This is a genomic window from Pseudomonas phenolilytica (assembly GCF_021432765.1).
In the GTDB taxonomy this organism is placed as follows: Bacteria; Pseudomonadota; Gammaproteobacteria; order Pseudomonadales; family Pseudomonadaceae; genus Stutzerimonas; species Stutzerimonas phenolilytica.
In genome coordinates, this window is sequence record NZ_CP058908.1 from 3,624,263 (window position 1) to 3,645,520 (window position 21,258).

Sequence of the window (21,258 nt, forward strand, 5' to 3'; positions counted from 1 at the left end):
CCGGGGCCGGCGCAGCGAACGTGGAGCCATGATGTATTGATTCAATGACGAAATGAGTGCAATTTTCGCGCGCCAAACATCGAACAATTCGATTATTTACGTCCGATACCGCTCCGCAGACGTTACTTCTTTGCCGCCGGGAAGCGCTTGACCGTCTCCAGCCAGGCGCTATCCAGCTGCCGCTGATCGATGTCCATGCCCAGCGACTCCATCAGTTCGCGGTGCTGGTCGATCTCGCGCGTCGCATCGCTGAGCGCGACGCTGTTACCGTCCAGCTGGTGCATCTGGGAGAGCCCCAGATGGTAGAAACGCAGCAGCTGTATGGCCTGCGGATCACGTGCGGCGACGCCGGCCTGCACCTGATGCATCAGGTTGGTGACGCTCATCAGGCTGCGCTTGAGCCGCCAGCCATAGGCGGCAGCCGCCATCCAGGGTTGTTGCCAGAACAGCGCACGCACCAGCACCACGGTGAGCAGCAAGCCAGCCAGCACGCCGCCGATGTTCCAGCGCAGGTTGTCGCCGCCCGGCTCGCCGAACAACGCCACCGCCACCGCGGCAAGCCCCATTGCCAGCACGGCGAAGATCGCGATGACCACCATCGTGCTGCGTCGCGTCTGCTGCCGATAACGCTCGGCGCTCATCGGTTGGATCTCGAAAACCACCATGACGGATTCCTTTGCGGGGTCGAACGGGGCGTGGATTATCGCCACAAATGCGCCCACCCCGCTCGGCATTCCTCACCCCAGCGCGAACGGCAGCAGCAGCGCGATCAGAATGCCCAGCAGACTCATCCCCAGCGCCGCGAAGGCGCCGCACTCGTCCCCCTCCTCCAGCGCCCGGGCGGTGCCGATGGCGTGCGCGTTGATGCCGTAACTCAAGCCGCGCGCCGCCGGGTGCTCCACGCCCGCCCAGCGCAGCAGCAGCGGTCCCAGCGCGGTACCGATGACACCGGTGAGCATGACGAACACCGCCGCCAGCGAAGCCAGGCCGCCCAGCTCCTCGGCCACCAGCATGGCGATCGGCATGGTCGCGGACTTCGGCGCCAGGCTCATCAGCACCGGCAGTTCGGCGCCCAGCAGCCAAGCGATTGCCAGGGTGAGCGCCACACAGAGCAGCCCGCCGACCACCAGCGTGATGACGATCGGCCAGAACAACTGGCGAATGCGCCGCAGGTGACGGTACAGCGGCACCGCCAGCGCCACGGTCGCCGGCCCCAACAGCATGGCGATCGGTGCGGCGCCCTCGCGGTAGCGCGGGTACTCCACGCCGACCAGCGTCAGCGTGGCGACCACCAGCAGCATGCCGATCATCACCGGCTGCAACACCAACCAGCCGCTGCGCCGGTACAGCATCAGCGCCAGCTGGAAGGCAATCAGCGTAAGCACCACGGCAAACAGTGAATGCGCCAGCACGTCATTCCAGGCCAAGCGCCAGTCGAGCACGCTCATGTCTGATCCTCCGCACGTCGCTCCTGACGGCGGATCAGCCGCTGCATCAGCCAGCCACAGAACGGCACGGTAATCAGCAGCGACAGCACCAGCCCCGCGGCGATGGCCGGCAGGTCATCGAGCAGTGCCGAGCCGCTGGTCATGATCCCGGCGGCCGGGACGATCAATAGCAGCGGCAGGTACTGCAGCAGCAGCGCGGCGGTCTTTTCCAGCGACTCGGGAATTCCGCGACGCGCCAGCAGCAGGACGAACAGCAGCAGCATGCCGAGAATCGGCCCCGGCAACGCCGGCAGCAGTACGAGATTCAGCACATGGCCAAGCAGCTGCAGCAGCACCAGCCAGGTCAACCCTTGAAGAATCATCGTGCGCCCTCCCCGTGCCGCGGTTGCTGGTTCATTGCCGGCGTCCCCCTCAATGCAAAAGGCTCCGACTATGGACGCAGCGGCCGTTGCGCAACAGGATCAGATGCACGCAAAAAAAGCGGATCAGCTGTATACAAAGCAAGGTGCTGATACAGGTCAACTGCGCGCGTCAGCACGGTTTTGCCGCGGCACTGAACGCCATCTGATCCGTATTTATGCGTTTCATCTGAGTCTGTTATGCAGTTGCTGCGCCACCGATCATCCGCTCGCCCGAACTGCCCATGAGGCGAGCGCCAAATGAACGACCGCATCCCCGCACAACTCATCGAAACCGTCGACGCGAGCACGCCTATTCGCCTCACGCCCGCGCAAAGCGGCGGGCCGATTCACACCCGCAGCTTCAGCGGCGATTTCCGTAACCTGCGCCTGTTGGGCGGCGGCCTGCTCATGCTGCTCTACTTCGGCACCGTCTGGCTGAACTGGAACGGTCGCCAGGCGGTGCTGTGGGATCTCGGTCAGCAGCAGTTCCATATCTTCGGCGCGACCTTCTGGCCGCAGGATTTCATCCTGCTCTCGGCGCTCCTGATCATCGCGGCGTTCGGCCTGTTTTTCATCACCGTACTGGCCGGCCGCGTCTGGTGCGGCTACGCCTGCCCGCAGAGCAGCTGGACCTGGATGTTCATGTGGGCGGAGAAAGTCACCGAAGGCGACCGCCTGCAGCGCATCAAGCTCGACGCCGCGCCCTGGTCGCCCGGCAAGCTGCTGCGCCGCAGCGCCAAGCACGCGCTGTGGCTGGCGATCAGCCTGGCCACCGCGCTGACCTTCGTCGGCTACTTCACACCAGTGCGCGAACTGGTGGGCGACCTCACGCGCCTGGACATCGGCCTCACCAGCGCCTTCTGGCTGCTGTTCTTCACCGCCGCCACCTACCTCAACGCCGGCTGGCTGCGCGAACAGGTGTGCCTGCACATGTGTCCGTACTCGCGCTTCCAGAGCGTGATGTTCGACGCCGATACCCTGCTGGTCTCCTATGATGCCGCGCGTGGCGAAGCCCGCGGCGCGCGGCGCAAGGACAGCGACCCACGCGCGCAGAATCTGGGCGACTGCATCGACTGCACGCTGTGCGTACAGGTTTGCCCCACCGGCATCGACATCCGCGATGGGCTGCAGCTGGACTGCATCAGCTGCGGTGCCTGCATCGACGTCTGCGACGGCGTCATGGACCGGATGGGCTATGCCCGTGGCCTGCTGCGCTACACCTCCGAACGCGCACTCAGCGGCGGCGCGACACGCTTCTTCCGGCCACGCCTGGTCGCTTATGCCGTGGCGCTGATGGCGATGATCGGTGCCTTCATCTGGGCGCTGGAGGCGCGGCCGCAACTGCAGTTGGACGTCACACGCGACCGCACGCTGTACCGCGAGAACATGCAGGGGCAGATCGAGAACATGTATCGCCTCAAGCTGATCAACAAAACGCAGCAACCGCGCCGCTACGCACTGACGCTGACGGACGGTCCGTTCGCGCTGCACGGCCCGGCCGAGGTCAGCCTGGCGCCGGGCGAGATCGCCGATCTGCCGGTCAGCGTCGCGCTGCTCGACGACACGCGCGAATTCAGCCAGGAAGTGCATTTCGAGGCCCGCGACCTGGCCCAACCGGCCAGCCGGGTGCGCACGCCGAGCACCTTCGTCGCTCCCCTCGCCGCGCTGCACCAGTAGACTGGCCGCTCTACCCGCCACCATCAGGGTCCCGATGAAGCGCTACGAAAAGTTCGCCGACGAGATTGCCGAGCTGATCCGCAGCGGCGTGCTCGCCCCCGGACAGAAGGTGCCCTCGGTGCGCCACGCCAGCCGCACCTACGGCGTCAGCCCGTCCACGGTGTTCCAAGCCTACTACCTGCTGGAGGATCGCGGGCTGATCCAGGCGCGGGCCCGCTCGGGCTATTTCGTCCGCGAACACGCCAAGCGTCCGCTGCACGAGCCGGAGATCGGCGCGCGCCCCGCGGAAACCACCGATGTGGACGTCAGCGAACTGGTGTTCTCGGTGCTCGCCTCGCTGCGCGATCCGGCCACGGTGCCGTTCGGTTCGGCCTTTCCCAGCCCCGAGCTGTTTCCGCTGCCGCGCCTGGCGCGCTCGATGGCGCAGAGCGTGCGCGACATGCCGGCGCGCGAGGTGATCGCCGAGATGACCGCCGGCAATCCCGACCTGCGCCGGCAGATCGCCCTGCGCTACATGGTCAGCGGCGTGATGCTGCCGATGGACGAGCTGGTGATCACCACCGGCGCCATGGAGGCGCTGAACCTCTGCCTGCAGGTGGTGACCGAGCCGGGCGATCTGGTGGCGATCGAGGCGCCGGCCTTCTACGCCACGCTGCAGGTGCTGGAACGGCTCAAGCTCAAGGCGGTGGAGATTCCCGTGCATCCGCGTGAAGGCATCGATCTGGACGTGCTCGCCGACCGCCTGGCGCACCTGCCGATCAAGGCCTGCTGGTTCATGAGCAGCCTGCAGAACCCGCTGGGCGCGAGCATGGGCGAGGCGAAGAAGCAGCAGCTCTACGATCTGCTGCAGCACCATCAGGTGCCGCTGATCGAGGACGACGTTTACGCCGAGCTGTACTTCACCCGCGAGCCGCCGCGCCCGGTAAAGAGCCACGACCGCGACGGCCTGGTGATGCACTGCGGCTCCTTTTCCAAGAGCCTGGCGCCCGGCTACCGCGTCGGCTGGGTCGCCGGCGGGCGCTTTGCCGAACAGATCGCCCGGCTCAAGCTGATGACCACTATCTCACCCTCGGTGCCGGCGCAGGCCGCCATCGCCGACTACCTGCAGCATGGCGGGTATGACCGTCACCTGCGCAAGCTGCGCCATGCGCTGGAAATGCAGCAGGGCGCGATGCTCGCCTCCGCCGCCCGGCATTTCCCGGCCAGCACGCGGGTCACGCGGCCCAGCGGCGGTTATTTTCTCTGGTTCGAATTCCCCGAACAGGTCGATTCGCTGCAGCTGCTGCAACTGGCGCTGGCCCAGGGCATCAGCCTGGCACCGGGGCCGATCTTCTCGGCGACCCGGCGCTTTCGCAACTGCGCGCGGCTGAACCACGGACACCCGTGGGACGCGCGGAGCGAAGACGCAATGGCGCTGCTGGGGCGGATGCTCAAGTCGTTCTGAACGCCCGGGCACGCTTGCCAGGGCCCGCGATTCCTGCGAAAAAGCCGCCCCTTTCCCAACGTTTACGAGACGACGATGAGCGACGAGCTGCTGATCGAGGATATCCAGCCCGGCGACGGCAAGGCCGTGGTCAAGGGCGCGCTGATCACCACCCAATACCGCGGCACGCTGGAAGACGGCACCGTGTTCGATTCCTCCTACGAACGCGGCAAGCCCTTTCAATGCGTGATCGGCAGCGGACGGGTGATCAAGGGTTGGGATATCGGTCTGATGGGCATGAAGGTCGGCGGCAAGCGCAAGCTGTTCGTGCCAGCGCACCTGGCCTATGGCGAATGCCAGGTCGGCGCGCACATCAAGCCGAATTCGAATCTGCACTTCGAGATCGAACTGCTGGAAGTGATGACCCGCGACGATTGAGTCAGGCGCAATCCAGCGGCTGCTGGCGGCGGCGCGCCTTGATCAGGTACATGCGGTCGTCGGCCTGCTTGAGCAGTTGCGCCTCGGCCTCGCCGTCCTCGGGGTAATGCGCGATGCCGATGCTCAGGCCAGCAACCAGCTGGTGGCCGACCAGATCCACCGGCTGCTCGAACGCCGCGCGAATCTTGTCGACGACCCGCTCGGCGTCCGCCGGATGCGCGATGCTTTCCAGCAACACCACGAACTCGTCGCCGCCCAGCCGGGCGACCGTATCGCTGTCGCGCACACAGTGCACCAGCCGCTCGGCGACCGCCCGCAGCAGATGATCGCCGGCACTGTGGCCGAAGCTGTCGTTGACCTGCTTGAAACGATCCAGATCGATGTAGAGCAAGGCGAACCGTCCACCGTTGCGCCGCACCCGTGCCAGCGCTGTGCCCAGGCGGTCGGCGAAACAGGCACGATTCGGCACGCCGGTCAGTTCATCGTACTGGGCCATGCGCTGCAGGCGTGCGTACAGCTGTTTGCGCTCGATGGCGGTGACCACCTGGGTGGACACGAACTGCAACAGCTCCTGGTCTTTCTCGGTGTACGGCACGCCTTTGCTCTTCAGCAGCAGCGCGCCGATCACGCCTTCGCGCGAGTTGAGCGGCACGCCCAGCCAGCACGCCGCATCGGCGCTGTTCAACGGCAGCACCAGCATCGGCACCGATTGCGCATTGAAGCGCAGCGGCTGGCCGCCATGCAGCACGGAAAAACACAGGGAAGCCACCGGCTCCGGCGGTGGGGCCAGCGAATCGGGCGCGAGCGCCTGGTAGGGGTAGCCCAATTCGCCGCTGGCGGAATCACGAATGGCAACGATGAAATCGTCGACCGGCAGTAGCTGGGCCACGGTCAGGTGGATCTGCTGATACAGCGCGGCAAGGTCCTTGGCCGCGTGTGCCGCTTCGGAGATCGAATAGAGCGCCGCCTGCATCGCTTCGGACTGCTTGCGCCGGGTGATGTCCCGCGCCACGCCGATGCGCAGCTTGTTGTCGGTCGACCAGCAGGCCGACCACATGATGTGCACGACCGTGCCGTCCTTGCGCACGTAGCGGTTCTCGAAATGCAGCAGCGGCTGGCCGACCATCACCTCCTCCGCCGCGGCCAAAGTACGCGCTCGATCCTCGGGATAGACCATCTCGATCATCCGCTTGCCGAGCATCTCCTCCGGCGTATAGCCGAAGATGCGCTCGCAGGCCGCGCTGACGAAAACGAAATTGCCCTGCGCATCGACGACGCAGATGGCGTCGAGCAACAGATCGATGACACTTGCCAGCGGCGCGTAGTTTTCCGTTTTCATCGCGGCAGACCTGCTTCGGCTCTTCGGCACGATTAGCCAATCAGACTGTGACGCAGTCTTCACGTTTGGCACATCATGGCTTAATCCGCCTGGCAACGCATTGCCTAAATGGAGGTTGTTCGTGAGGTTTTTTTACCGCGTCTCGCCTTCACTGAATCCAGCGTGGATAAAAGCCCAGCGCGGCTTGCGCAGCGGCCTCCGTCAGCGGCGCAACGGCCGCTGCCGCCTCAGGTCGCTGCGCAGATTGACCGTCGCCACGGAAGAAGAAGCGGCGTCCGTCGGCCAGCGTCAGGAAAATTCCAAGCGCGCCATGCCCTTCCAGCGGCACCAGCACCAGCGCACCGTCACCGAACAGGTCCAGACTCCGCGCATAGCCAAGATACGGTCCGGACTCGAACTGCAGCGTCTGCCAGCGGACCGCATGGCGGAACTGGCTCGGCAACACCGCAGGCGGTGTCGCGGCCCGCAGGTAGCGCAGACTGCCCGCACTGGCCGCGACAGGCACCTCCGGATAATCGGCTAGCCCCGACGCGTGCTCCCAGCGCACGCAGCCGAGCAGAATGCGATCGACCGTCAGACCGTCACGCTCGAGCTGGTCGCGTACCGCATGTACCTCACCGTAATGCTTGAGGCGCCACGGCACCTCGGCATCCACCTGGGCATCGATCTGGCGCCCCAGCCCGGTGCCGAACAGCAAGCGGGTCTGGCCATGCTCGATGAGAATCGCCAGGTGGTTCACCGGCGGCGATTGCTGCCAGCCGCCGCGGCGCCAGGAATATTCGCTTCGGCTGTCGCTCTGCGCTGTCTTGACCAGGCTGAAGCGCACCCCGTCGGCAGCCGCCGCGCTGCCTACCAGACCGAGCATGAGCACCGCGAGTAGCCCCAGCAGCCGTGCCGCCCCGGTTGACGACCGGAAACGCTTGGCGGGCGCCCGGCCGTTTCGCGCGAACATGGCCTTACAACCCAGGCATGCCGACATAGCCGGGCAGCGCGCGGATGCGGGCGAACCAGGCTTGCAGCGCCGGATATTGGCTGAGGTCCAGATCGCCGTCGCCGCCCAGCGCGACATTGGGATACACGGCGATGTCGGCAATGGTCGGCTGCGCCGTTTCCGCGAGCCAGTCGTGCACGGCCAGATGCCGTTCGAGGACGCGCAACGCGCTCAGCGCGCGGGCCTGCGCCAGCTCCGCATCAATCGGCATGCCGAACAGCTTGCCCACCCGCACCGTGGCCGGGCCGTGCTGCGTTTCATTGGCGGCGAAGCTCAGCCAGCCGGCGATCCGACCCTGCGTTTCGGCCTCCAGCGGGTACCAGCACTCATCGGCATAACGCCGCGCCAGGTAGACCAGGATCGCCTGCGAATCGCCCAGGCGGAACTCGCCATCTTCCAGCGCAGGCACCTGCCCGCGCGGATTGATGGCGCGAAACGCCGGCTGCTTCTGCTCGCCCTTCAGCAGGTCGACCGGGAGCAGCTCGACAGGCTGGCCGATCAGGCTGAGAAACAGACGCACCTTGTGGCAATTGCCGGACAGCGTCATGTCGTGGAGTTTCATGGTCACACCCTCGTGGTTGTTGTGCACTGGATAATAGACAGACCTGTCTGTACACTTCAAGCGCAAAGATGACCAACGGACGGCAACTGGAGCGCGCGGCGAACGCTCGCGCATAATGGCCGTTCCGAAGGAGGCACTCATGGCATCGAACAAGCGCGACCAGCTGCTCAGCACCGCCGAAGACCTGTTCTATCGCGACGGCTATCACGCCACGGGCATCGACCGGATTCTGGCCGAATCCGGCGTGGCCAAGATGACCCTGTACAAGCACTTCAAATCCAAGGATGAGCTGATCGTCGCCGTGCTCGACGCGCGCCACGAGGCGATGCTCGCGCGCCTGCGGGAAAGGGCCGCGAAGCTGCCGCCGCGCGCGGCGCTGCTGGGAATATTCGACGGCCTGCACGGCATGATCCACGGCGACGGGCGCTTCTGCGGCTGCCTGTTCGTTAACGCCGCTGCGGAGTATCACGACCGCGATCACCCCATTCATCGGCGCTCGGCCGCCTACAAGGCCGAGCTGCAGACCTACCTGCGCGAGCTGCTGGAGCGCCTTGATGCACCGGCGCCCGCGCAGCTTGCGCGCCAGCTGCAGTACCTGCTCGAAGGGGCGCTGAGCATGGCGCACATCGAAGGCCCTGGCGACCAGGCACGGGACGCCCGGGCGGCGGCCGAGCAACTGCTCGCGGCCGCCGGCATCCGCGCATCCGACTGAATCAGGCGGGCTTGGCTTCCGACTCGCGCACGCGGAACCACGCCGCGTAGAGCGCCGGCAGGAACAGCAGCGTCAGTGCTGTGGCGACGATCAGCCCGCCCATGATCGCCACCGCCATCGGCCCGAAGAAGATGCTGCGCGACAGCGGAATCATCGCCAGCACGGAGGCCAGCGCGGTCAGCACGATCGGCCGGAAGCGCCGCACGGTGGCGTCGATGATTGCGTTGAAGCGGTCGTGGCCGGCACCGATGTCCTGCTCGATCTGATCCACGAGGATCACTGAGTTGCGCATGATCATCCCCGACAGCGCGATGGTGCCGAGCATCGCGACGAAGCCGAACGGCTGACGGAACAGCAACAGGAACAGCGTGACGCCGATGATGCCCAGCGGCGCGGTGAGGAACACCATCGCCGAGCGCGAGAAGCTCCTGAGCTGCACCATCAGCAGCGTCACCACCACCAGCACGAACAGCGGCAGGCCGGCGTTCACCGAACGCTGGCCACGCTCGGAATCCTCGACGGTACCGCCGACTTCCAGCAGATAGCCGCTGGGCAATTGCGCGCGGATATCCGCCAGCGTCGGCTCGATCTGCCGCACCAGCGAGGCCGGCTGCTGATCGCCATACACATCCGCACGCACCGTGACCGTCGGCAGGCGGTTGCGGTGCCAGATCACGCCCTCCTCGAAGCCGTACTCCAGCGTTGCCACCTGCGCCAGCGGCACGCTGCGGCCGCTGGCGGTGGGAATGGCCAGGCTGGGCAGCATCGACAGTTCGAGGCGCTCACGCTCGGTGCCGCGCAGCAGGATCTCGATCAGCTCGTTGTCCTCGCGGAACTGGCTGACGCTGTTGCCGATGAAGGTGCGTCGCAGGAATTCCGACAGCTCGGCGGTGCTGACGCCCAGCGCGCGGGCGCGGTCCTGGTCGACATCGAGCAACACCTTCTTGCTCGGCTCTTGCCAGTCCAGGTGCACGTTGGCGACGTACGGATTTTCCGCGACCTTCGCCGCAACCTGCCGAGCGTGAGCGCGTACCACGTCGATGTGCTCGCCGGTGACGCGGAACTGCACCGGATAACCCACCGGCGGGCCGTTCTCCAGCCGCGTCACCCGCCCGCGCAGCGCGCTGAAGTCCTCGCGCAGGCGCTCGATCAGCCAGCCGCGCAGCTCCTCGCGCGCCTCGATGCTGTCGGCCAGCACGACGAACTGGGCGAAACTGGTCGCCGGCAGCTGCTGATCGAGCGGCAAGTAGAAGCGCGGCGAGCCGGTGCCAACGTAGGCCACGTAGTTATCGATCCCCGGGCGGTCCTTGAGCATCGTCTCCAGACGCCGGACCTCGGCCTCGGTGGCCTTCAGCGACGCGCCCTCGGCGAGCTTGAGGTCGACCATCAGCTCCAGCCGCCCGGACGCCGGAAAGAACTGCTGCGGCACCAGTCGGAACAGCGCTACCGCCGCGACGAACGCCGCCAGCGTCAGCACGATCACCGTCTTACGCCGACGCACGCACAGCGCCACCACGCGTCGTACACGCTGGTAGAAGGCCGTCGAATACGGGTCGTGGCCGTCGCTGCTACCGCCGTGCTTGCGCGCGGCACGCGCCGCGAGATCCGGCAACAGCTTGTCGCCAAGCAGCGGCACGAAGGTCACTGCGGCGATCCAGGAGGCGATCAGCGCGATGGTCACCACCTGGAAGATCGAGCGGGTGTATTCGCCGGTGCTGGAGTTGGCGGTGGCGATCGGCAGGAAGCCGGCGGCGGTGATCAGCGTGCCGGTCAGCATCGGGAACGCCGTACTGGTCCAGGCGAAGCTCGCGGCCTTGAGCCGGTCGTAGCCCTGCTCCATCTTGATCGCCATCATCTCCACCGCAATGATCGCGTCGTCCACCAGCAGGCCCAGCGCCAACACCAGCGCGCCGAGGGAAATCTTGTGCAGGCCGATGTCCAGGTAATGCATGGTGGCGAAGGTCATCGCCAGCACCAGCGGAATCGACAGCGCCACCACCAGCCCGGTGCGCATGCCGAGCGAGAAGAAGCTCACCAGCAGAACGATCGCCAGCGCCTCGATCAGTACCCGGACGAATTCGCCAACACCGGTCTTCACCGCTGCCGGCTGGTCGGAAACCTTGCGTAGCTGCATGCCGACCGGCAGCTCCTGCTGCAGACGGGCAAACTCCTGCTCCAGCGCCTCGCCGAGCATGAGAATGTCGCCCCCGGCCTTCATCGACACCGCCAGCCCCAGCGCCGGCTCGCCCATGAACCGCATGCGCGGCGCCGGCGGCTCGTTGAAACCGCGGCGAACCTCAGCCACGTCGCCAAGACGGAAGGTGCGACCCTCGAAACGGATGGGGAAATCGCGAATCTGTTCGGCGGTGGTGAAATTGCCGCTGACCCGCAGCTGCACGCGCTCGCTGGGCGTTTCGACGAAGCCCGCCGCGCTCACCGCATTCTGCGCCTGCAGCGCCTGATGCACCGCTTCCAGCGGGACGCCGAGGGTCGCCAGCTTGACGTTGGACAGCTCGATCCAGATTTTCTCGTCCTGCAGGCCGATCAGCTCGACCTTGCCGACGCTCTTGACCCGCTGCAGCTGCAGCTGGATGCGGTCGGCGTAATCCTTGAGCACCGCGTAGTCGAAGCCCTTGCCGGTCAACGCGTAGATATTGCCGAAGGTGGTGCCGAACTCGTCGTTGAAGAACGGTCCCTGAATGCCCGCTGGCAGGGTGTGGCGGATGTCGCCGATCTTCTTGCGTAGCTGGTACCAGAGTTCGGGAATGTCCTTGGAACGCAGCGAGTCGCGCGCCACGAAGGTGACGTTGGACTCGCCGGGGCGCGAGAACGACACGATGCGCTCGTACTCGCCGGTCTCCATCAGCTTCTTCTCGATGCGCTCGGTGACCTGGCGCGACACTTCCTCGGCGGTCGCGCCCGGCCACTGCGTCTGGATCACCATCGCCTTGAAGGTGAACGGCGGGTCTTCGCTCTGCCCCAGCTTGCCGTAGGACAGCACGCCGACGACGGCGACCAGCAGCATCAGGTAGACCACGACCTGGCGGTTGTGCAGCGCCCAGGCGGAAAGGTTGAAGCGCATCGTGGCTTACTCCTGCGGGGCCAGCTCGACCGGGCGGTTGTCGCGATCGACCGGACGCACCGGCTGCCCTTCGCTGAGCAGCTGCACCCCGGCCATGACGATCCAGTCATCGGCCTGCAGCCCTTCAAGCACCGGCACCAGCCGCTCGCCATAGGGACCGGTGCGCACCGCCACCCGCTGCAGCGTCGAGTCGTGGCGCACACGCCAGACGAAGGCTTGCTCGCGTTCGGCGCTGATCGCCGACAGCGGCACGGCAAGCGGCACCTTCGCCGCGCGACGCACGGTCACCAGTGCGCTCTGGCCGAGGTCCGCCGGGACATCCTGATCGCTGAAGGCGACCCGCGCCGAATAGGTCCGGGTGTTCGGATCGGCCGCCGGCGACAGCTCGCGAATCTGACCGGCGTAGCGCCGCCCCGGTTGCGACCAGAGTTCGACCTCGACTTCCTGGCCGATGCGGTAACGCTCCAGCGCTTGCTCGGGCAGGTTGATCGCCACCTCGCGCTCACCGTCCGCGGCAAGGACGAATGCCGTCTGACCGGCGGCCACCACCTGGCCGACCTCGATGCTGCGGCGCGCGATGACGCCATCGCGCGAGGCGCGCAGCACCGCGTAATCGACCTGGTTGCTGGCCACGTCGAACTGCGCCTGCGCCTGCTGCAGACGCGCCGCGGCGGAACGGTAGGCATTGTCGGCGCTGTCGAATTGCGACTGGCTGACCAGCTGACGACCGAGCAGCGCCCGGTAGCGGTCATACTCCGCCTTGGCGACCCGCAGGTTGGCCTCGGCGGCCGTGACCTGGGCGCGCATGCCGTCCAGCTGCAGGCGCACGTCCTGCGGATCGAGCCGCGCCAGCGGCTGGTCCTTGCGCACACGGTCGCCCGCCTCGACCAGACGCTCGCTGACCTTGCCATCGATGCGGAACGCCAGCTCCGGCTCATAGCGCGCATGCACCTCGCCGGGGTAGCTTTCGCGCATCGCGCTGGCCGGCTGCGGCTGCACCACCAGCACCGGGCGCGGCGGTGGCGGCTCGGGCTCGCCGTTGCCGCAGGCGGCCAGCAGCAGAACGCTCCCCAGCAGGGAGCCGATGGAGATGGCTTGTCGGAACACGATGCAGACTCCCTCTGTCACGAGGCGGGCGGGAATACTAAACTGCCGAGTATAGTAAAAATAGCGAACCAGCCAGTCCACTATTAAAAGCGATCATGATAGACAGCCATTCCCCCTCTCCCGGCCCCGGCCGACCAAAGGACCCGGCCAAGCGCGAGGCGATTCTCGCCGCGGCGCAGGTGCTGTTTCTCGCCAAGGGTTACGAGGGCAGCAGCATGGACGCCATCGCCAGCGAAGCCGGAGTTTCCAAGCTCACGCTGTACAGCCACTTCAAGGACAAGGAGGCGCTGTTCTGTGCGGCCGTGAAGGCGACCTGCGAAACTCGGCTGCCGCGCCGCCTGTTCCAGCTTGCGGATGACTGCCGGATCGACGCGGCGCTGCTGGCCATCGGCCTGGCCTTCAACGCGTTGGTCAACAGCCCGGAGTCGATCGGCCTGCATCGGGTGATGGTGGGAATGGCCACGCAGAATCCGGCGCTGGTGCGGATGTTCTTCGACGCCGGTCCGCAGCAGCTGCTGTGCGATCTGCAGCAGATGTTCGCCGAGGCCGACGCGCGCGGTCTGCTGACGATCGCCGAACCGCTGCGCGCGGCCGAACACTTCTGTTCGCTGATCAAGGGTGCCCGGCACTTCCGCCTGCTGATCGGCTACGTCGAAGCCACCGATGCCGACGCGGCGTCGGACGAGGCGCATGTGCACGACGTGGTCGCGACGTTCCTGCGCGCGTACGGCCGCTGACGCTCAGCCCTGCAGTTTCTTTTTCGGGTAGATGTCGTAGCGGCTGGACTTGCCTTCCAGGCTATAGCCCGGCTTGGCGCCCTCGATGGTCGGCGCCTTGCGCGGGCGCTTGACCACTACCCGGTGGCTGGCCAGTTCCAGCGCGGCCGCCAGCAACGCCGGCGCATCGAGATCGTCGCCGACGAAGGGCCGAAACAGGCGCATCTCCTTCTTCACCAGCGCGCTCTTGTCGCGGTGCGGGAACATCGGATCGAGATAGATGACCTGCGGCGGCTCGCCCGTCCACTGGCGCATCAGCTCGATGGCGTTGCCCTGGCGCAGGATCATCCGCGCGGCGATCGGCGCGACTTCGCTGTCCTGCGCGGCGCGGGTGAGGCCATCCTCGAGCAGCGCGGCAATTAGCGGCTGACGCTCGATCAGCTCCACCGTGCAACCCAGGGTCGCCAGCACGAAGGCATCGCGCCCAAGGCCCGCGGTCGCATCCAGCACGCGCGGACGCACGCCCGGCTGCACGCCGACCGCCTTGGCGATCATCTGCCCGCTGCCGCCGCCGAACTGCCGGCGATGCGCCGCGGCGCCCTCGACGAAATCCACGCGCACCGGGCCGGGCGCCTGAGCTTCGAGCGCCTGCAGCTGCAATCCCGCCTCACCGAACTGCAAGGCGAACCCGGCGGCCTCGTCGTGCTCAGGCAGGTCAAGACGGAGGGCCCAGTCATGCGCTGCCGCCGCAAACGAGGGCGCGAGCGGTTCGACACGAACACGGGGATGATCAGGCATGGTGGACTCGCTGCGCGACACGAAAAGGCGGCGCATTGTGCCAGAGCGCCGACGAGGCGCCCATGCCGGTGGCTCAGCGACACATGCCGAAACCACCCATGTCGACGTGGAAATGGTCCTGATGCGCCGCGTTGTACTGCGGCCCCAGCGTGACGTTGAACACCGCGCAGGCCGCATCGTGCACTTCGCGCAGGAAACGCGCCTTGTCGCCCTCGCCCGCCCAATCGCGCGCCACGGTAATACGCGTGCCGTCCCGCAGACCGAAGCCGGCGAGGTCCAGCGCGTTGGCGCTGGCGTGCTGGCTGCGTCGGTTACTGCGGGCAATGTTGCGGCAGGCGAAGCTGCCAAAATGTTCGACCCGCACCACCGGTTGGCCGAATACCCGCTGCGCCGCCGGCTGCAGGCCGTGTAGCTCGAACAGCGCATAGGCCGCGGCCAATGGGCAGGTCGCCAGAAACGGGCCGTTGAAACGTACCGCAGAGCCCTGCACACGCACGCTGTTTGCCACCGGACAGCCAGGTTCCGGCGTCGTGTCAGGCACAGCGACGTAACGCAGCGGCGCACTGGCCAGCGCCTGTTCGCACAGCGAGCGGTCATGTTGCAAGCGACGCAGCTTGAACGAAGTCAGCAGGTTCGGCGGCTCGCGCACATCCAGCGGCGCCCAGGGATTCCAGGACGGCGGAATCTCTATCCACTGCTGGCGAACGACGAGTGCCAGGGCGGCCAGCAGCACCAGTACGAAAAGCAAGAATCGGCCGAAGGTCATGCCTAATCAGGCAACGGGCGTGGCCCGAAGTTGAGTGCGATTTTTTACCGAAGGTGTGGCGCCGCTATTCGACCAGCAGCGATAGCTGTGGCGCGCGATGCAGCGGAGGCAAGGCCGGCAGCCCGGGCAGGCGCTCGCGTAGCTGCGCGTGAAAACGCACCGCCAGCTCCGGCGCCCGGTGATTGTCCGGCGTATGCAGATAGACGTGCGGCGTCTTGCCGGCCTCGATCCAGGCGGCGATCCGTTCCAGCCACGGCTGCATGAAGAGGTCGTTGGCCTCCAGCAGCGGGTGGCCGATGAAGCGCAGCTGCGGCGACGCGCTGAACGCGGTTGGCCGCACCGGCACCCGCGGCTTCTTACTCTGCGCGTGCAGCAGCGCCGGCTCGCGCGAGCGGCAGCTGAACAGCGCCCGCGAATCCAGGCAGATGCGTTCCACGGCGGAATCGCGCAGCAAGCGATTCAGCGCACGCTCGCCCGCCCCCTTATCGAAGAACGCCGGGTGGCGCACTTCCACCGCCAACGGCGCGGCGAAATCCTTGATCAGCGTCGCCAGTTCGGCGAGCCGCCCCGGCCCGAAACTGGCCGGCAGTTGCAGCCAGAACGGCGTGACCCGCCGCCCGAGCGGCGCCAGCAGCGCCTTGAACGACTGCGCCAGCTCCAGCACCGCGCGCAGGTCGTCGGCCTGGCTGATCTCTCGCGGCAGCTTGGCGCAAAAGCGAAAGCCCTCCGGCATCTGCAGCGCCCATCGCTGGATCGTCTGCTCCGCCGGCCAGGCATACAGCGTGGTATTGCCCTCGACGCTGTTGAACACCGAACAGTACTGCGCAAGAAATTGCGCCGGAGGCGTTCCCGGCGGATACAACGAGCCCAGCCAGGCGCTTTCGCTCCAGGACGGACAACCGAGGAAATAGGGAATGCTCACCGGGGCCGGCCGGCCTCAGGCGTAGAGATCGAGGCCGAGCACCTCGGCGGCATCGGGGTCGCTGCGAAAGCTCGCGGTGCTGGTGTAGCTGGCCAGCGCCTGTGCGACACGACTGGACAGCGGACGTTCGGCGAGGGCTTCGCTGTAGCGGATCGGCCGGAAGCTCTCGAGAGCAACGGACTCACTGGTGCTCTGCTGTGCGCGGCCGGTGCGCTGCTGAAAATGCTCGCTGGACGGGCTGAGGTCGATCTCGCGCGGGCGCTCGACGGCACGCTGGCTGTCGCGATACGGCACCGGCGCACTGCCAGGACGGACAGTGCGATCCAGAGGGTATGCAGACTGGGAGAGACCGTCGACGCGCATGTTTCAACCTGAAAGAAAGCCGGCCGACTCTAGCGACCGGCCGGAGGTTTGGCAATGCCCGGCTACACGCGTCCGGGCCGGACCGCATCAGACGCCGGCTTTGGGTGTCGCTACGTTGTCGCGCAGGTAGACCGGCTGCGCCTGGTCGGCCTCAACGGCCTCGCCACGCTGCCAGGCGAACGTCGCCAACCGCAGCAGGTCTTCGGCATGTGGCAACAGCTGGGCATCCATGTGGCCCACCGCGACGGGAATGCGCGTGGCGTAGCCCCAGCCGGTGCCCGCGCCAAACCACTGGCCGGCCGCATCGCGCGGCAAACCGGCCTGCTCCGGCGGCAGCACGGCCTCGCTGCCGCACAACTGCATCTCGCCGGCACGCTCGCGGTAGCAGCCCCAGTAGACCTCGTCCATGCGCGCGTCGATGGCCGCCGCCACCTGCGTGGCGCCGTGTTCGCGCCAGGCGCGCTGGGCAATGGTCGCCAGGGTGGAAACCGGCAGCACCGGTCGCTCCAGCGCGAACGCCAGGCCCTGCACCACGCCGACCGCAATGCGTACCCCGGTGAACGCACCCGGACCGCGACCGAAAGCGATGGCATCCAGCGCCGACAACGTGATGCCAGCCTCGGCGAGCAGGGTCTGGATCATCGGCAGAATGCGCTGGGCGTGCAGGCGCGGAATGACCTCGTAGTGGCTCAGCACCCGACCATCATGCAGCAGGGCGACAGAGCAGGCTTCGGTGGCAGTATCCAGGGCCAGCAGAGTGGTCATCGTGGCGGTTCCGGTCGATCAAAAAGGCGCCGATTCTAGCCTATTCGGCGGGCCGGGTTGCGGGCGCGGACAGACGCGCCGACTCGCAGCCACACCCTCGAAAATGAAAAAGGCCCGTATCTGCGATACGAGCCTTTTATCAGCCAGCATGGCGATACGGCGCTCAGCTCAGCGCGGCAAACACCTTGGCGGTGATCTCTTCCACCGAGCCGATACCCTCGATACGGCTGTACTTCGGCGTGCCTTCGGCAGCGGCCAGGCTCTGGTAGAAGTCCACCAGCGGCTTGGTCTGCGAATGGTAGACGGACAGGCGATGACGTACGGTCTCTTCCTTGTCGTCTTCGCGCTGGATCAGTTCTTCGCCGGTCTCGTCGTCCTTGCCGGCGACCTTCGGCGGATTGTGCTCGGTGTGGTAGACCCGACCGGATGCCGGGTGCACGCGGCGACCGGCGATGCGACCGACGATTTCCTCGTCGTCGACGGCGATCTCGACCACGTTGTCGATGCGCACGCCGGCTTCCTTAAGCGCTTCAGCCTGCGGAATGGTGCGCGGGAAACCGTCGAACAGGAAACCGTTGGCGCAATCCGGCTGGGCGATGCGCTCCTTGACCAGGTTGATGATCAGGTCGTCGGAGACCAGACCGCCCGCATCCATCACGCTCTTGGCTTTCAGGCCCAGCTCGGTGCCGGCCTTGACCGCTGCGCGCAGCATGTCGCCGGTGGCGATCTGCGGAATACCGAATTTTTTGGTAATGAAACCGGCCTGAGTGCCTTTGCCGGCACCGGGTGCTCCCAGCAGAATCACGCGCATGGATGAATCCTCGACTTTCTTGGAAGGGGACTTCGCCGGCCGGTCGCTCGCACCTTGTTCGCCGACGAATCAAAAATTCTGGTTTGCCGCCATGCGACAAAAGGTGGAACACGATACACAGCACACCGGGAGGGCACAAGATATCCCCCCGCGCGCCTTCCGTCGTGCCGAATGCGCCACCACCGGGCACGCCGAACGGCCTGAAAAGGCCATGCGACGCCTCCCGCGACGCTTGTTTCGACAGGCTCAGCCGGTATTGCGCAGGCCCGCGGCGATGCCCGCGACGCTGACCAGCAGAGCCTGTTCCAGAGGGCTTTCCGGCGGATTCTGTTGCTGTCGTGAGCGCGCCAGCAGCTCGATCTGCATCAGGTGCAGCGGGTCCAGATAGGTGTTGCGCAGACTGAATGCCTCCTGGGTCTGCGGGCTGTGCGCCAGCAGCTCAGACTGGCCAGTCAGCCGCTTGACGGCAGCCACCACCTGCGACAATCGGTCACGCAACTCTCCACCCAGAGCCAGCAGCTGCGGCTCGACCAGGCGCTCGTCGTACCGTCCGGCGATGTCGGCATCGGTCTTGGCCAGCACCATCTCCAGCATGTCGATACGGGTGCTGAAGAACGGCCAGCGTGCGCGCATCTGCGCCAGCTGCTCGCCCTCGCCGCGCGCCAGCGCGCCATTGAGTGCCGCCTCCCAGCCGAGCCAGGCCGGCAGCATGAGCCGCGTCTGGGTCCAGGCGAAGATCCACGGAATCGCCCGCAGGCTCTCGACGCCGCCCTCGCGGCGCTTGGCCGGCCGGCTGCCCAGCGGCAGGCGCCCCAGCTCCAGCTCGGGCGTCGCCTGGCGGAAATAGGCGACGAACTGCGGGTGATCGCGCACCACGCTGCGATAGGCCGCCACGCCGTCGGCGGCCAGCCGGTCCATCAGTTCGCGCCAGCCCGGCTCGGGCATCGGCGGCGGCAGCAGCGTCGCTTCGAGCACGGCGGCCAGATAGAGATTGAGATTCTGCTCGGCGATATCCGGCAGCCCGAACTTGAAGCGGATCATCTCGCCCTGCTCGGTGGTACGGAAACGCCCGGAAACCGAACCCGGCGGCTGCGAGAGGATCGCCGCGTGCGCCGGGCCGCCGCCGCGGCCGACCGTGCCGCCGCGGCCGTGGAACAGCAGCAACTCGACGCCGTGGGCGCGACAGACCTCCACCAGACTTTCCTGCGCACGGTACTGGGCCCAGGCGGCGGCGGTAGTGCCGGCATCCTTGGCGGAGTCGGAATAGCCGATCATCACCTCCTGCGGCCCCTGCAACCGGCTGCGATAGCCCGGCAGGCTCAGCAGGCGATCGACGGCTGGCGCGGCGTTGTCCAGATCGTCCAGCGTCTCGAACAGCGGTACCACGCGCATGGCCCGCTGCAGGCCGGACTCCTTGAGCAGCAGTTGCACCGCCAGCACATCGGACGCGCCATGTGCCATGGAGATGACGTAGGAACCGAGCGACGCCGCCGGAGCCGCTGCGATCACCGCGCAGGTGGCCAGCACCTCGGCGGTGTCCGGCGACGGCTGGAAATGCACCGAAAGCAGCGGCCGGCGGTTGTCCAGCTCCTGCTGCAGGAAGTCCAGGCGCCGCGTTTCATCCCACTGGTCGTAGCGCCCCAGGCCGAGGTACTCGGTGATCTCGGCGAGCGCCGCGGCATGCCGGGCGGCATCCTGGCGAATGTCCAGGCGCACCAGATGCAGGCCGAAGGCCGCCACCCGGCGTAGGCAGTCGAGCAGCGCGCCATCGGCAATCACGCCCATGCCACAGGCGTGCAGCGAGCGGTAGCACAGCTCCAGCGGCGCGCGCAGTTCGGCGACGTCCTGCAGCACCGCTGGCGGCGCGGCTTGGCCGTGTTCCAGCGCCGTGTTTGCCCAGTCACGCGTTGCCTGCAAACGCTCTCGCAGGCGCTTGAGCAACACGCGATAGGGTTCCGAGGTATCGCCGGACTGGCTCAGCAGTTCGTCGCTGGCCGTCTGCATCGACAGCGCGGTGATCAGCGCCTCGACATCGCGCAGGTAGAGATCGGCGGCCATCGCGCGCGCCAGCAGCAGCACTTCCCGGCTCACCGGTGCGGTGACGTTCGGATTGCCATCGCGGTCGCCGCCCATCCAGGAGGCGAAGCGAATCGGCGCGGCGTCCAGCGGCAGCGGCCGCCCGGTGCTGGCGCGCAGCGCCGCGTCGGTCTGGCGCAGCACATTGGGCAGCGCCTGCCAGAGCGAATGCTCGATGGCGGCGAAGCCCCACTTGGCTTCCTCCACCGGCGTCGGGCGGTTACGGCGGATTTCCTCGGTGTACCAGATCTCGGCGATCAGCCGCTGCAGGCGCAGCTGAATGTCGGCCTGCTCGGCGGTGGTCAGGTCGGTGTGATCGCGGGCGGCCAGCTGCGCGGCGATGGCGTCGTACTTCTGGATCAGCGTGCGTCGCGACACTTCCGTCGGGTGGGCGGTCAGCACCAGCTCGATTTCCAGCTCGCTGACCTGGCGCGCCAGCGCCTCAGGCGCGTGCCCGGCGCGTTGCAGGCGTCCGAGCAGCTCGGGCAGCACGCCGCTTTCGCACGGCGCCGGCTCGCCTTCCTGCCGGCGCCGCACCGCGTGGTACTGCTCGGCGATGTTGGCGAGGTTGAGGAACTGGTTGAACGCGCGGGTCATCGGCAACAGCTCGCTCTCGTCGAGGCTGTCCAGCGTCTCGGCAAGCTGCTGCGCGCCTTCGGCCGAGCCGCGCCGGGCCGCCTTGGCACCCTTGCGGATGCGTTCGATCTTGTCGAAGAACGCGGTGCCCAACTGCTCACGCACGGTGTCGCCAAGCAGCTCGCCGAGCAGGTGGACGTTCTCGCGCAGACGCGCATCGATTTTCGCCATGAGCGGTTCTCCTGATTGGGGGCCGGGCTGGCGCCGGCGGTCGACGGCGACCGG

General features: G+C 66.9%; 21 protein-coding genes. 6 read left to right on the forward strand and 15 right to left on the reverse strand.

What is annotated here, in order from left to right; all coding sequences use genetic code 11:
* Positions 1 to 122 precede the first annotated feature (122 nt).
* The 3 genes from HU825_RS17190 to HU825_RS17200 form a co-directional block, all read right to left on the reverse strand.
* Positions 123 to 665, reverse strand: a complete 543-nt coding sequence (locus tag HU825_RS17190; RefSeq protein WP_043297238.1) for a DUF3087 domain-containing protein — start codon at positions 663 to 665, stop codon at positions 123 to 125.
* A gap of 72 nt (positions 666 to 737) precedes the next feature.
* Positions 738 to 1,448, reverse strand: coding sequence for an LrgB family protein (locus HU825_RS17195; protein WP_043297239.1), 711 nt, complete (start codon positions 1,446 to 1,448; stop codon positions 738 to 740).
* Positions 1,445 to 1,810: a CidA/LrgA family protein gene (locus HU825_RS17200; protein WP_043297240.1), complete on the reverse strand. Its 366-nt coding sequence runs from the start codon at positions 1,808 to 1,810 to the stop codon at positions 1,445 to 1,447. Before HU825_RS17200 ends, HU825_RS17195 begins: the two co-directional genes overlap by 4 nt.
* Before the next feature lie 70 nt (positions 1,811 to 1,880).
* Between HU825_RS17200 and HU825_RS17205 the strand changes: the two genes are divergently transcribed.
* The 4 genes from HU825_RS17205 (at position 1,881) to HU825_RS17220 (ending at position 5,387) form a co-directional block, all read left to right on the forward strand.
* Entirely contained in the window at positions 1,881 to 2,111 is a 231-nt protein-coding gene (locus HU825_RS17205) for a hypothetical protein (RefSeq protein ID WP_139346430.1), read from the forward strand.
* Positions 2,108 to 3,526, forward strand: a complete 1,419-nt coding sequence (gene ccoG / locus HU825_RS17210) for a cytochrome c oxidase accessory protein CcoG (RefSeq protein ID WP_234302551.1) — start codon at positions 2,108 to 2,110, stop codon at positions 3,524 to 3,526. Before HU825_RS17205 ends, ccoG begins: the two co-directional genes overlap by 4 nt.
* A gap of 34 nt (positions 3,527 to 3,560) precedes the next feature.
* Complete coding sequence (mapR, locus tag HU825_RS17215; protein ID WP_234302552.1) at positions 3,561 to 4,970, forward strand: GntR family transcriptional regulator MpaR; 1,410 nt, start codon at positions 3,561 to 3,563, stop codon at positions 4,968 to 4,970.
* Positions 4,971 to 5,045: 75 nt separating this feature from the next.
* Positions 5,046 to 5,387, forward strand: coding sequence for an FKBP-type peptidyl-prolyl cis-trans isomerase (locus tag HU825_RS17220; RefSeq protein ID WP_234302553.1), 342 nt, complete (start codon positions 5,046 to 5,048; stop codon positions 5,385 to 5,387).
* Position 5,388: 1 nt separating this feature from the next.
* On the opposite strand, the gene HU825_RS17225 is transcribed toward HU825_RS17220, so the two are convergent.
* The 3 genes from HU825_RS17225 to HU825_RS17235 form a co-directional block, all read right to left on the reverse strand.
* Positions 5,389 to 6,726 carry a GGDEF domain-containing protein gene (locus HU825_RS17225; protein WP_077682952.1) on the reverse strand — a complete coding sequence of 446 codons (1,338 nt, stop codon included), beginning with the start codon at positions 6,724 to 6,726 and terminating at the stop codon, positions 5,389 to 5,391.
* Between the two features lie 148 nt (positions 6,727 to 6,874).
* A complete protein-coding gene (locus tag HU825_RS17230) occupies positions 6,875 to 7,591 on the reverse strand; it encodes an MBL fold metallo-hydrolase (RefSeq protein ID WP_234302554.1) in 717 nt (238 codons plus the stop codon).
* A 91-nt stretch (positions 7,592 to 7,682) separates the two neighbouring features.
* On the reverse strand, positions 7,683 to 8,279 hold the full coding sequence (locus HU825_RS17235) for a glutathione S-transferase family protein (protein WP_234302555.1): 597 nt from the start codon (positions 8,277 to 8,279) through the stop codon (positions 7,683 to 7,685).
* Between the two features lie 139 nt (positions 8,280 to 8,418).
* Here HU825_RS17235 and HU825_RS17240 point away from each other — a divergent pair, with 139 nt between their 5' ends.
* Positions 8,419 to 8,991 carry a TetR/AcrR family transcriptional regulator gene (locus HU825_RS17240; protein WP_054093298.1) on the forward strand — a complete coding sequence of 191 codons (573 nt, stop codon included), beginning with the start codon at positions 8,419 to 8,421 and terminating at the stop codon, positions 8,989 to 8,991.
* Position 8,992: 1 nt separating this feature from the next.
* Here the strand turns inward: HU825_RS17240 and HU825_RS17245 are convergent, their stop codons facing one another.
* Positions 8,993 to 12,073 (reverse strand): efflux RND transporter permease subunit, encoded by a 3,081-nt coding sequence (locus HU825_RS17245; RefSeq protein ID WP_234302556.1) that lies wholly within the window; start codon positions 12,071 to 12,073, stop codon positions 8,993 to 8,995.
* A gap of 6 nt (positions 12,074 to 12,079) precedes the next feature.
* Positions 12,080 to 13,180, reverse strand: coding sequence for an efflux RND transporter periplasmic adaptor subunit (locus HU825_RS17250; protein ID WP_234302557.1), 1,101 nt, complete (start codon positions 13,178 to 13,180; stop codon positions 12,080 to 12,082).
* Between the two features lie 95 nt (positions 13,181 to 13,275).
* Here HU825_RS17250 and HU825_RS17255 point away from each other — a divergent pair, with 95 nt between their 5' ends.
* Positions 13,276 to 13,917, forward strand: a complete 642-nt coding sequence (locus HU825_RS17255) for a TetR/AcrR family transcriptional regulator (protein ID WP_234302558.1) — start codon at positions 13,276 to 13,278, stop codon at positions 13,915 to 13,917.
* A gap of 3 nt (positions 13,918 to 13,920) precedes the next feature.
* Here the strand turns inward: HU825_RS17255 and HU825_RS17260 are convergent, their stop codons facing one another.
* The 7 genes from HU825_RS17260 to ppc form a co-directional block, all read right to left on the reverse strand.
* Complete coding sequence (locus HU825_RS17260) at positions 13,921 to 14,694, reverse strand: class I SAM-dependent methyltransferase (protein ID WP_138300160.1); 774 nt, start codon at positions 14,692 to 14,694, stop codon at positions 13,921 to 13,923.
* A gap of 73 nt (positions 14,695 to 14,767) precedes the next feature.
* On the reverse strand, positions 14,768 to 15,460 hold the full coding sequence (locus tag HU825_RS17265; RefSeq protein ID WP_234302559.1) for an extensin-like domain-containing protein: 693 nt from the start codon (positions 15,458 to 15,460) through the stop codon (positions 14,768 to 14,770).
* Between the two features lie 64 nt (positions 15,461 to 15,524).
* Positions 15,525 to 16,322: a DUF72 domain-containing protein gene (locus HU825_RS17270; RefSeq protein ID WP_234303420.1), complete on the reverse strand. Its 798-nt coding sequence runs from the start codon at positions 16,320 to 16,322 to the stop codon at positions 15,525 to 15,527.
* 75 nt (positions 16,323 to 16,397) lie between these two features.
* Positions 16,398 to 16,745: a hypothetical protein gene (locus HU825_RS17275; protein WP_234302560.1), complete on the reverse strand. Its 348-nt coding sequence runs from the start codon at positions 16,743 to 16,745 to the stop codon at positions 16,398 to 16,400.
* Between the two features lie 87 nt (positions 16,746 to 16,832).
* Entirely contained in the window at positions 16,833 to 17,510 is a 678-nt protein-coding gene (gene tsaB / locus HU825_RS17280; protein WP_234302561.1) for a tRNA (adenosine(37)-N6)-threonylcarbamoyltransferase complex dimerization subunit type 1 TsaB, read from the reverse strand.
* Between the two features lie 163 nt (positions 17,511 to 17,673).
* On the reverse strand, positions 17,674 to 18,321 hold the full coding sequence (adk, locus tag HU825_RS17285) for an adenylate kinase (RefSeq protein WP_138300162.1): 648 nt from the start codon (positions 18,319 to 18,321) through the stop codon (positions 17,674 to 17,676).
* 246 nt (positions 18,322 to 18,567) lie between these two features.
* Positions 18,568 to 21,204: a phosphoenolpyruvate carboxylase gene (gene ppc / locus HU825_RS17290; protein WP_234302562.1), complete on the reverse strand. Its 2,637-nt coding sequence runs from the start codon at positions 21,202 to 21,204 to the stop codon at positions 18,568 to 18,570.
* Positions 21,205 to 21,258: the final 54 nt, after the last annotated feature.

What these genes read in the sequence shown, in the direction of transcription:
- ccoG (WP_234302551.1), top strand. Translation starts at nt 2,108, where the DNA reads ATGAACGACCGCATCCCCGCACAACTCATCGAAACCGTCGACGCGAGC.
- ppc (WP_234302562.1), bottom strand. Translation starts at nt 21,204, where the DNA reads ATGGCGAAAATCGATGCGCGTCTGCGCGAGAACGTCCACCTGCTCGGC.
- HU825_RS17230 (WP_234302554.1), bottom strand. Translation starts at nt 7,591, where the DNA reads ATGCTCGGTCTGGTAGGCAGCGCGGCGGCTGCCGACGGGGTGCGCTTC.
- HU825_RS17200 (WP_043297240.1), bottom strand. Translation starts at nt 1,810, where the DNA reads ATGATTCTTCAAGGGTTGACCTGGCTGGTGCTGCTGCAGCTGCTTGGC.
- HU825_RS17265 (WP_234302559.1), bottom strand. Translation starts at nt 15,460, where the DNA reads ATGACCTTCGGCCGATTCTTGCTTTTCGTACTGGTGCTGCTGGCCGCC.
- HU825_RS17260 (WP_138300160.1), bottom strand. Translation starts at nt 14,694, where the DNA reads ATGCCTGATCATCCCCGTGTTCGTGTCGAACCGCTCGCGCCCTCGTTT.
- HU825_RS17220 (WP_234302553.1), top strand. Translation starts at nt 5,046, where the DNA reads ATGAGCGACGAGCTGCTGATCGAGGATATCCAGCCCGGCGACGGCAAG.
- HU825_RS17245 (WP_234302556.1), bottom strand. Translation starts at nt 12,073, where the DNA reads ATGCGCTTCAACCTTTCCGCCTGGGCGCTGCACAACCGCCAGGTCGTG.
- HU825_RS17205 (WP_139346430.1), top strand. Translation starts at nt 1,881, where the DNA reads ATGGACGCAGCGGCCGTTGCGCAACAGGATCAGATGCACGCAAAAAAA.
- HU825_RS17275 (WP_234302560.1), bottom strand. Translation starts at nt 16,745, where the DNA reads ATGCGCGTCGACGGTCTCTCCCAGTCTGCATACCCTCTGGATCGCACT.
- adk (WP_138300162.1), bottom strand. Translation starts at nt 18,321, where the DNA reads ATGCGCGTGATTCTGCTGGGAGCACCCGGTGCCGGCAAAGGCACTCAG.
- tsaB (WP_234302561.1), bottom strand. Translation starts at nt 17,510, where the DNA reads ATGACCACTCTGCTGGCCCTGGATACTGCCACCGAAGCCTGCTCTGTC.
- HU825_RS17195 (WP_043297239.1), bottom strand. Translation starts at nt 1,448, where the DNA reads ATGAGCGTGCTCGACTGGCGCTTGGCCTGGAATGACGTGCTGGCGCAT.
- HU825_RS17225 (WP_077682952.1), bottom strand. Translation starts at nt 6,726, where the DNA reads ATGAAAACGGAAAACTACGCGCCGCTGGCAAGTGTCATCGATCTGTTG.
- HU825_RS17190 (WP_043297238.1), bottom strand. Translation starts at nt 665, where the DNA reads ATGGTGGTTTTCGAGATCCAACCGATGAGCGCCGAGCGTTATCGGCAG.
- HU825_RS17240 (WP_054093298.1), top strand. Translation starts at nt 8,419, where the DNA reads ATGGCATCGAACAAGCGCGACCAGCTGCTCAGCACCGCCGAAGACCTG.
- mapR (WP_234302552.1), top strand. Translation starts at nt 3,561, where the DNA reads ATGAAGCGCTACGAAAAGTTCGCCGACGAGATTGCCGAGCTGATCCGC.
- HU825_RS17235 (WP_234302555.1), bottom strand. Translation starts at nt 8,279, where the DNA reads ATGAAACTCCACGACATGACGCTGTCCGGCAATTGCCACAAGGTGCGT.
- HU825_RS17255 (WP_234302558.1), top strand. Translation starts at nt 13,276, where the DNA reads ATGATAGACAGCCATTCCCCCTCTCCCGGCCCCGGCCGACCAAAGGAC.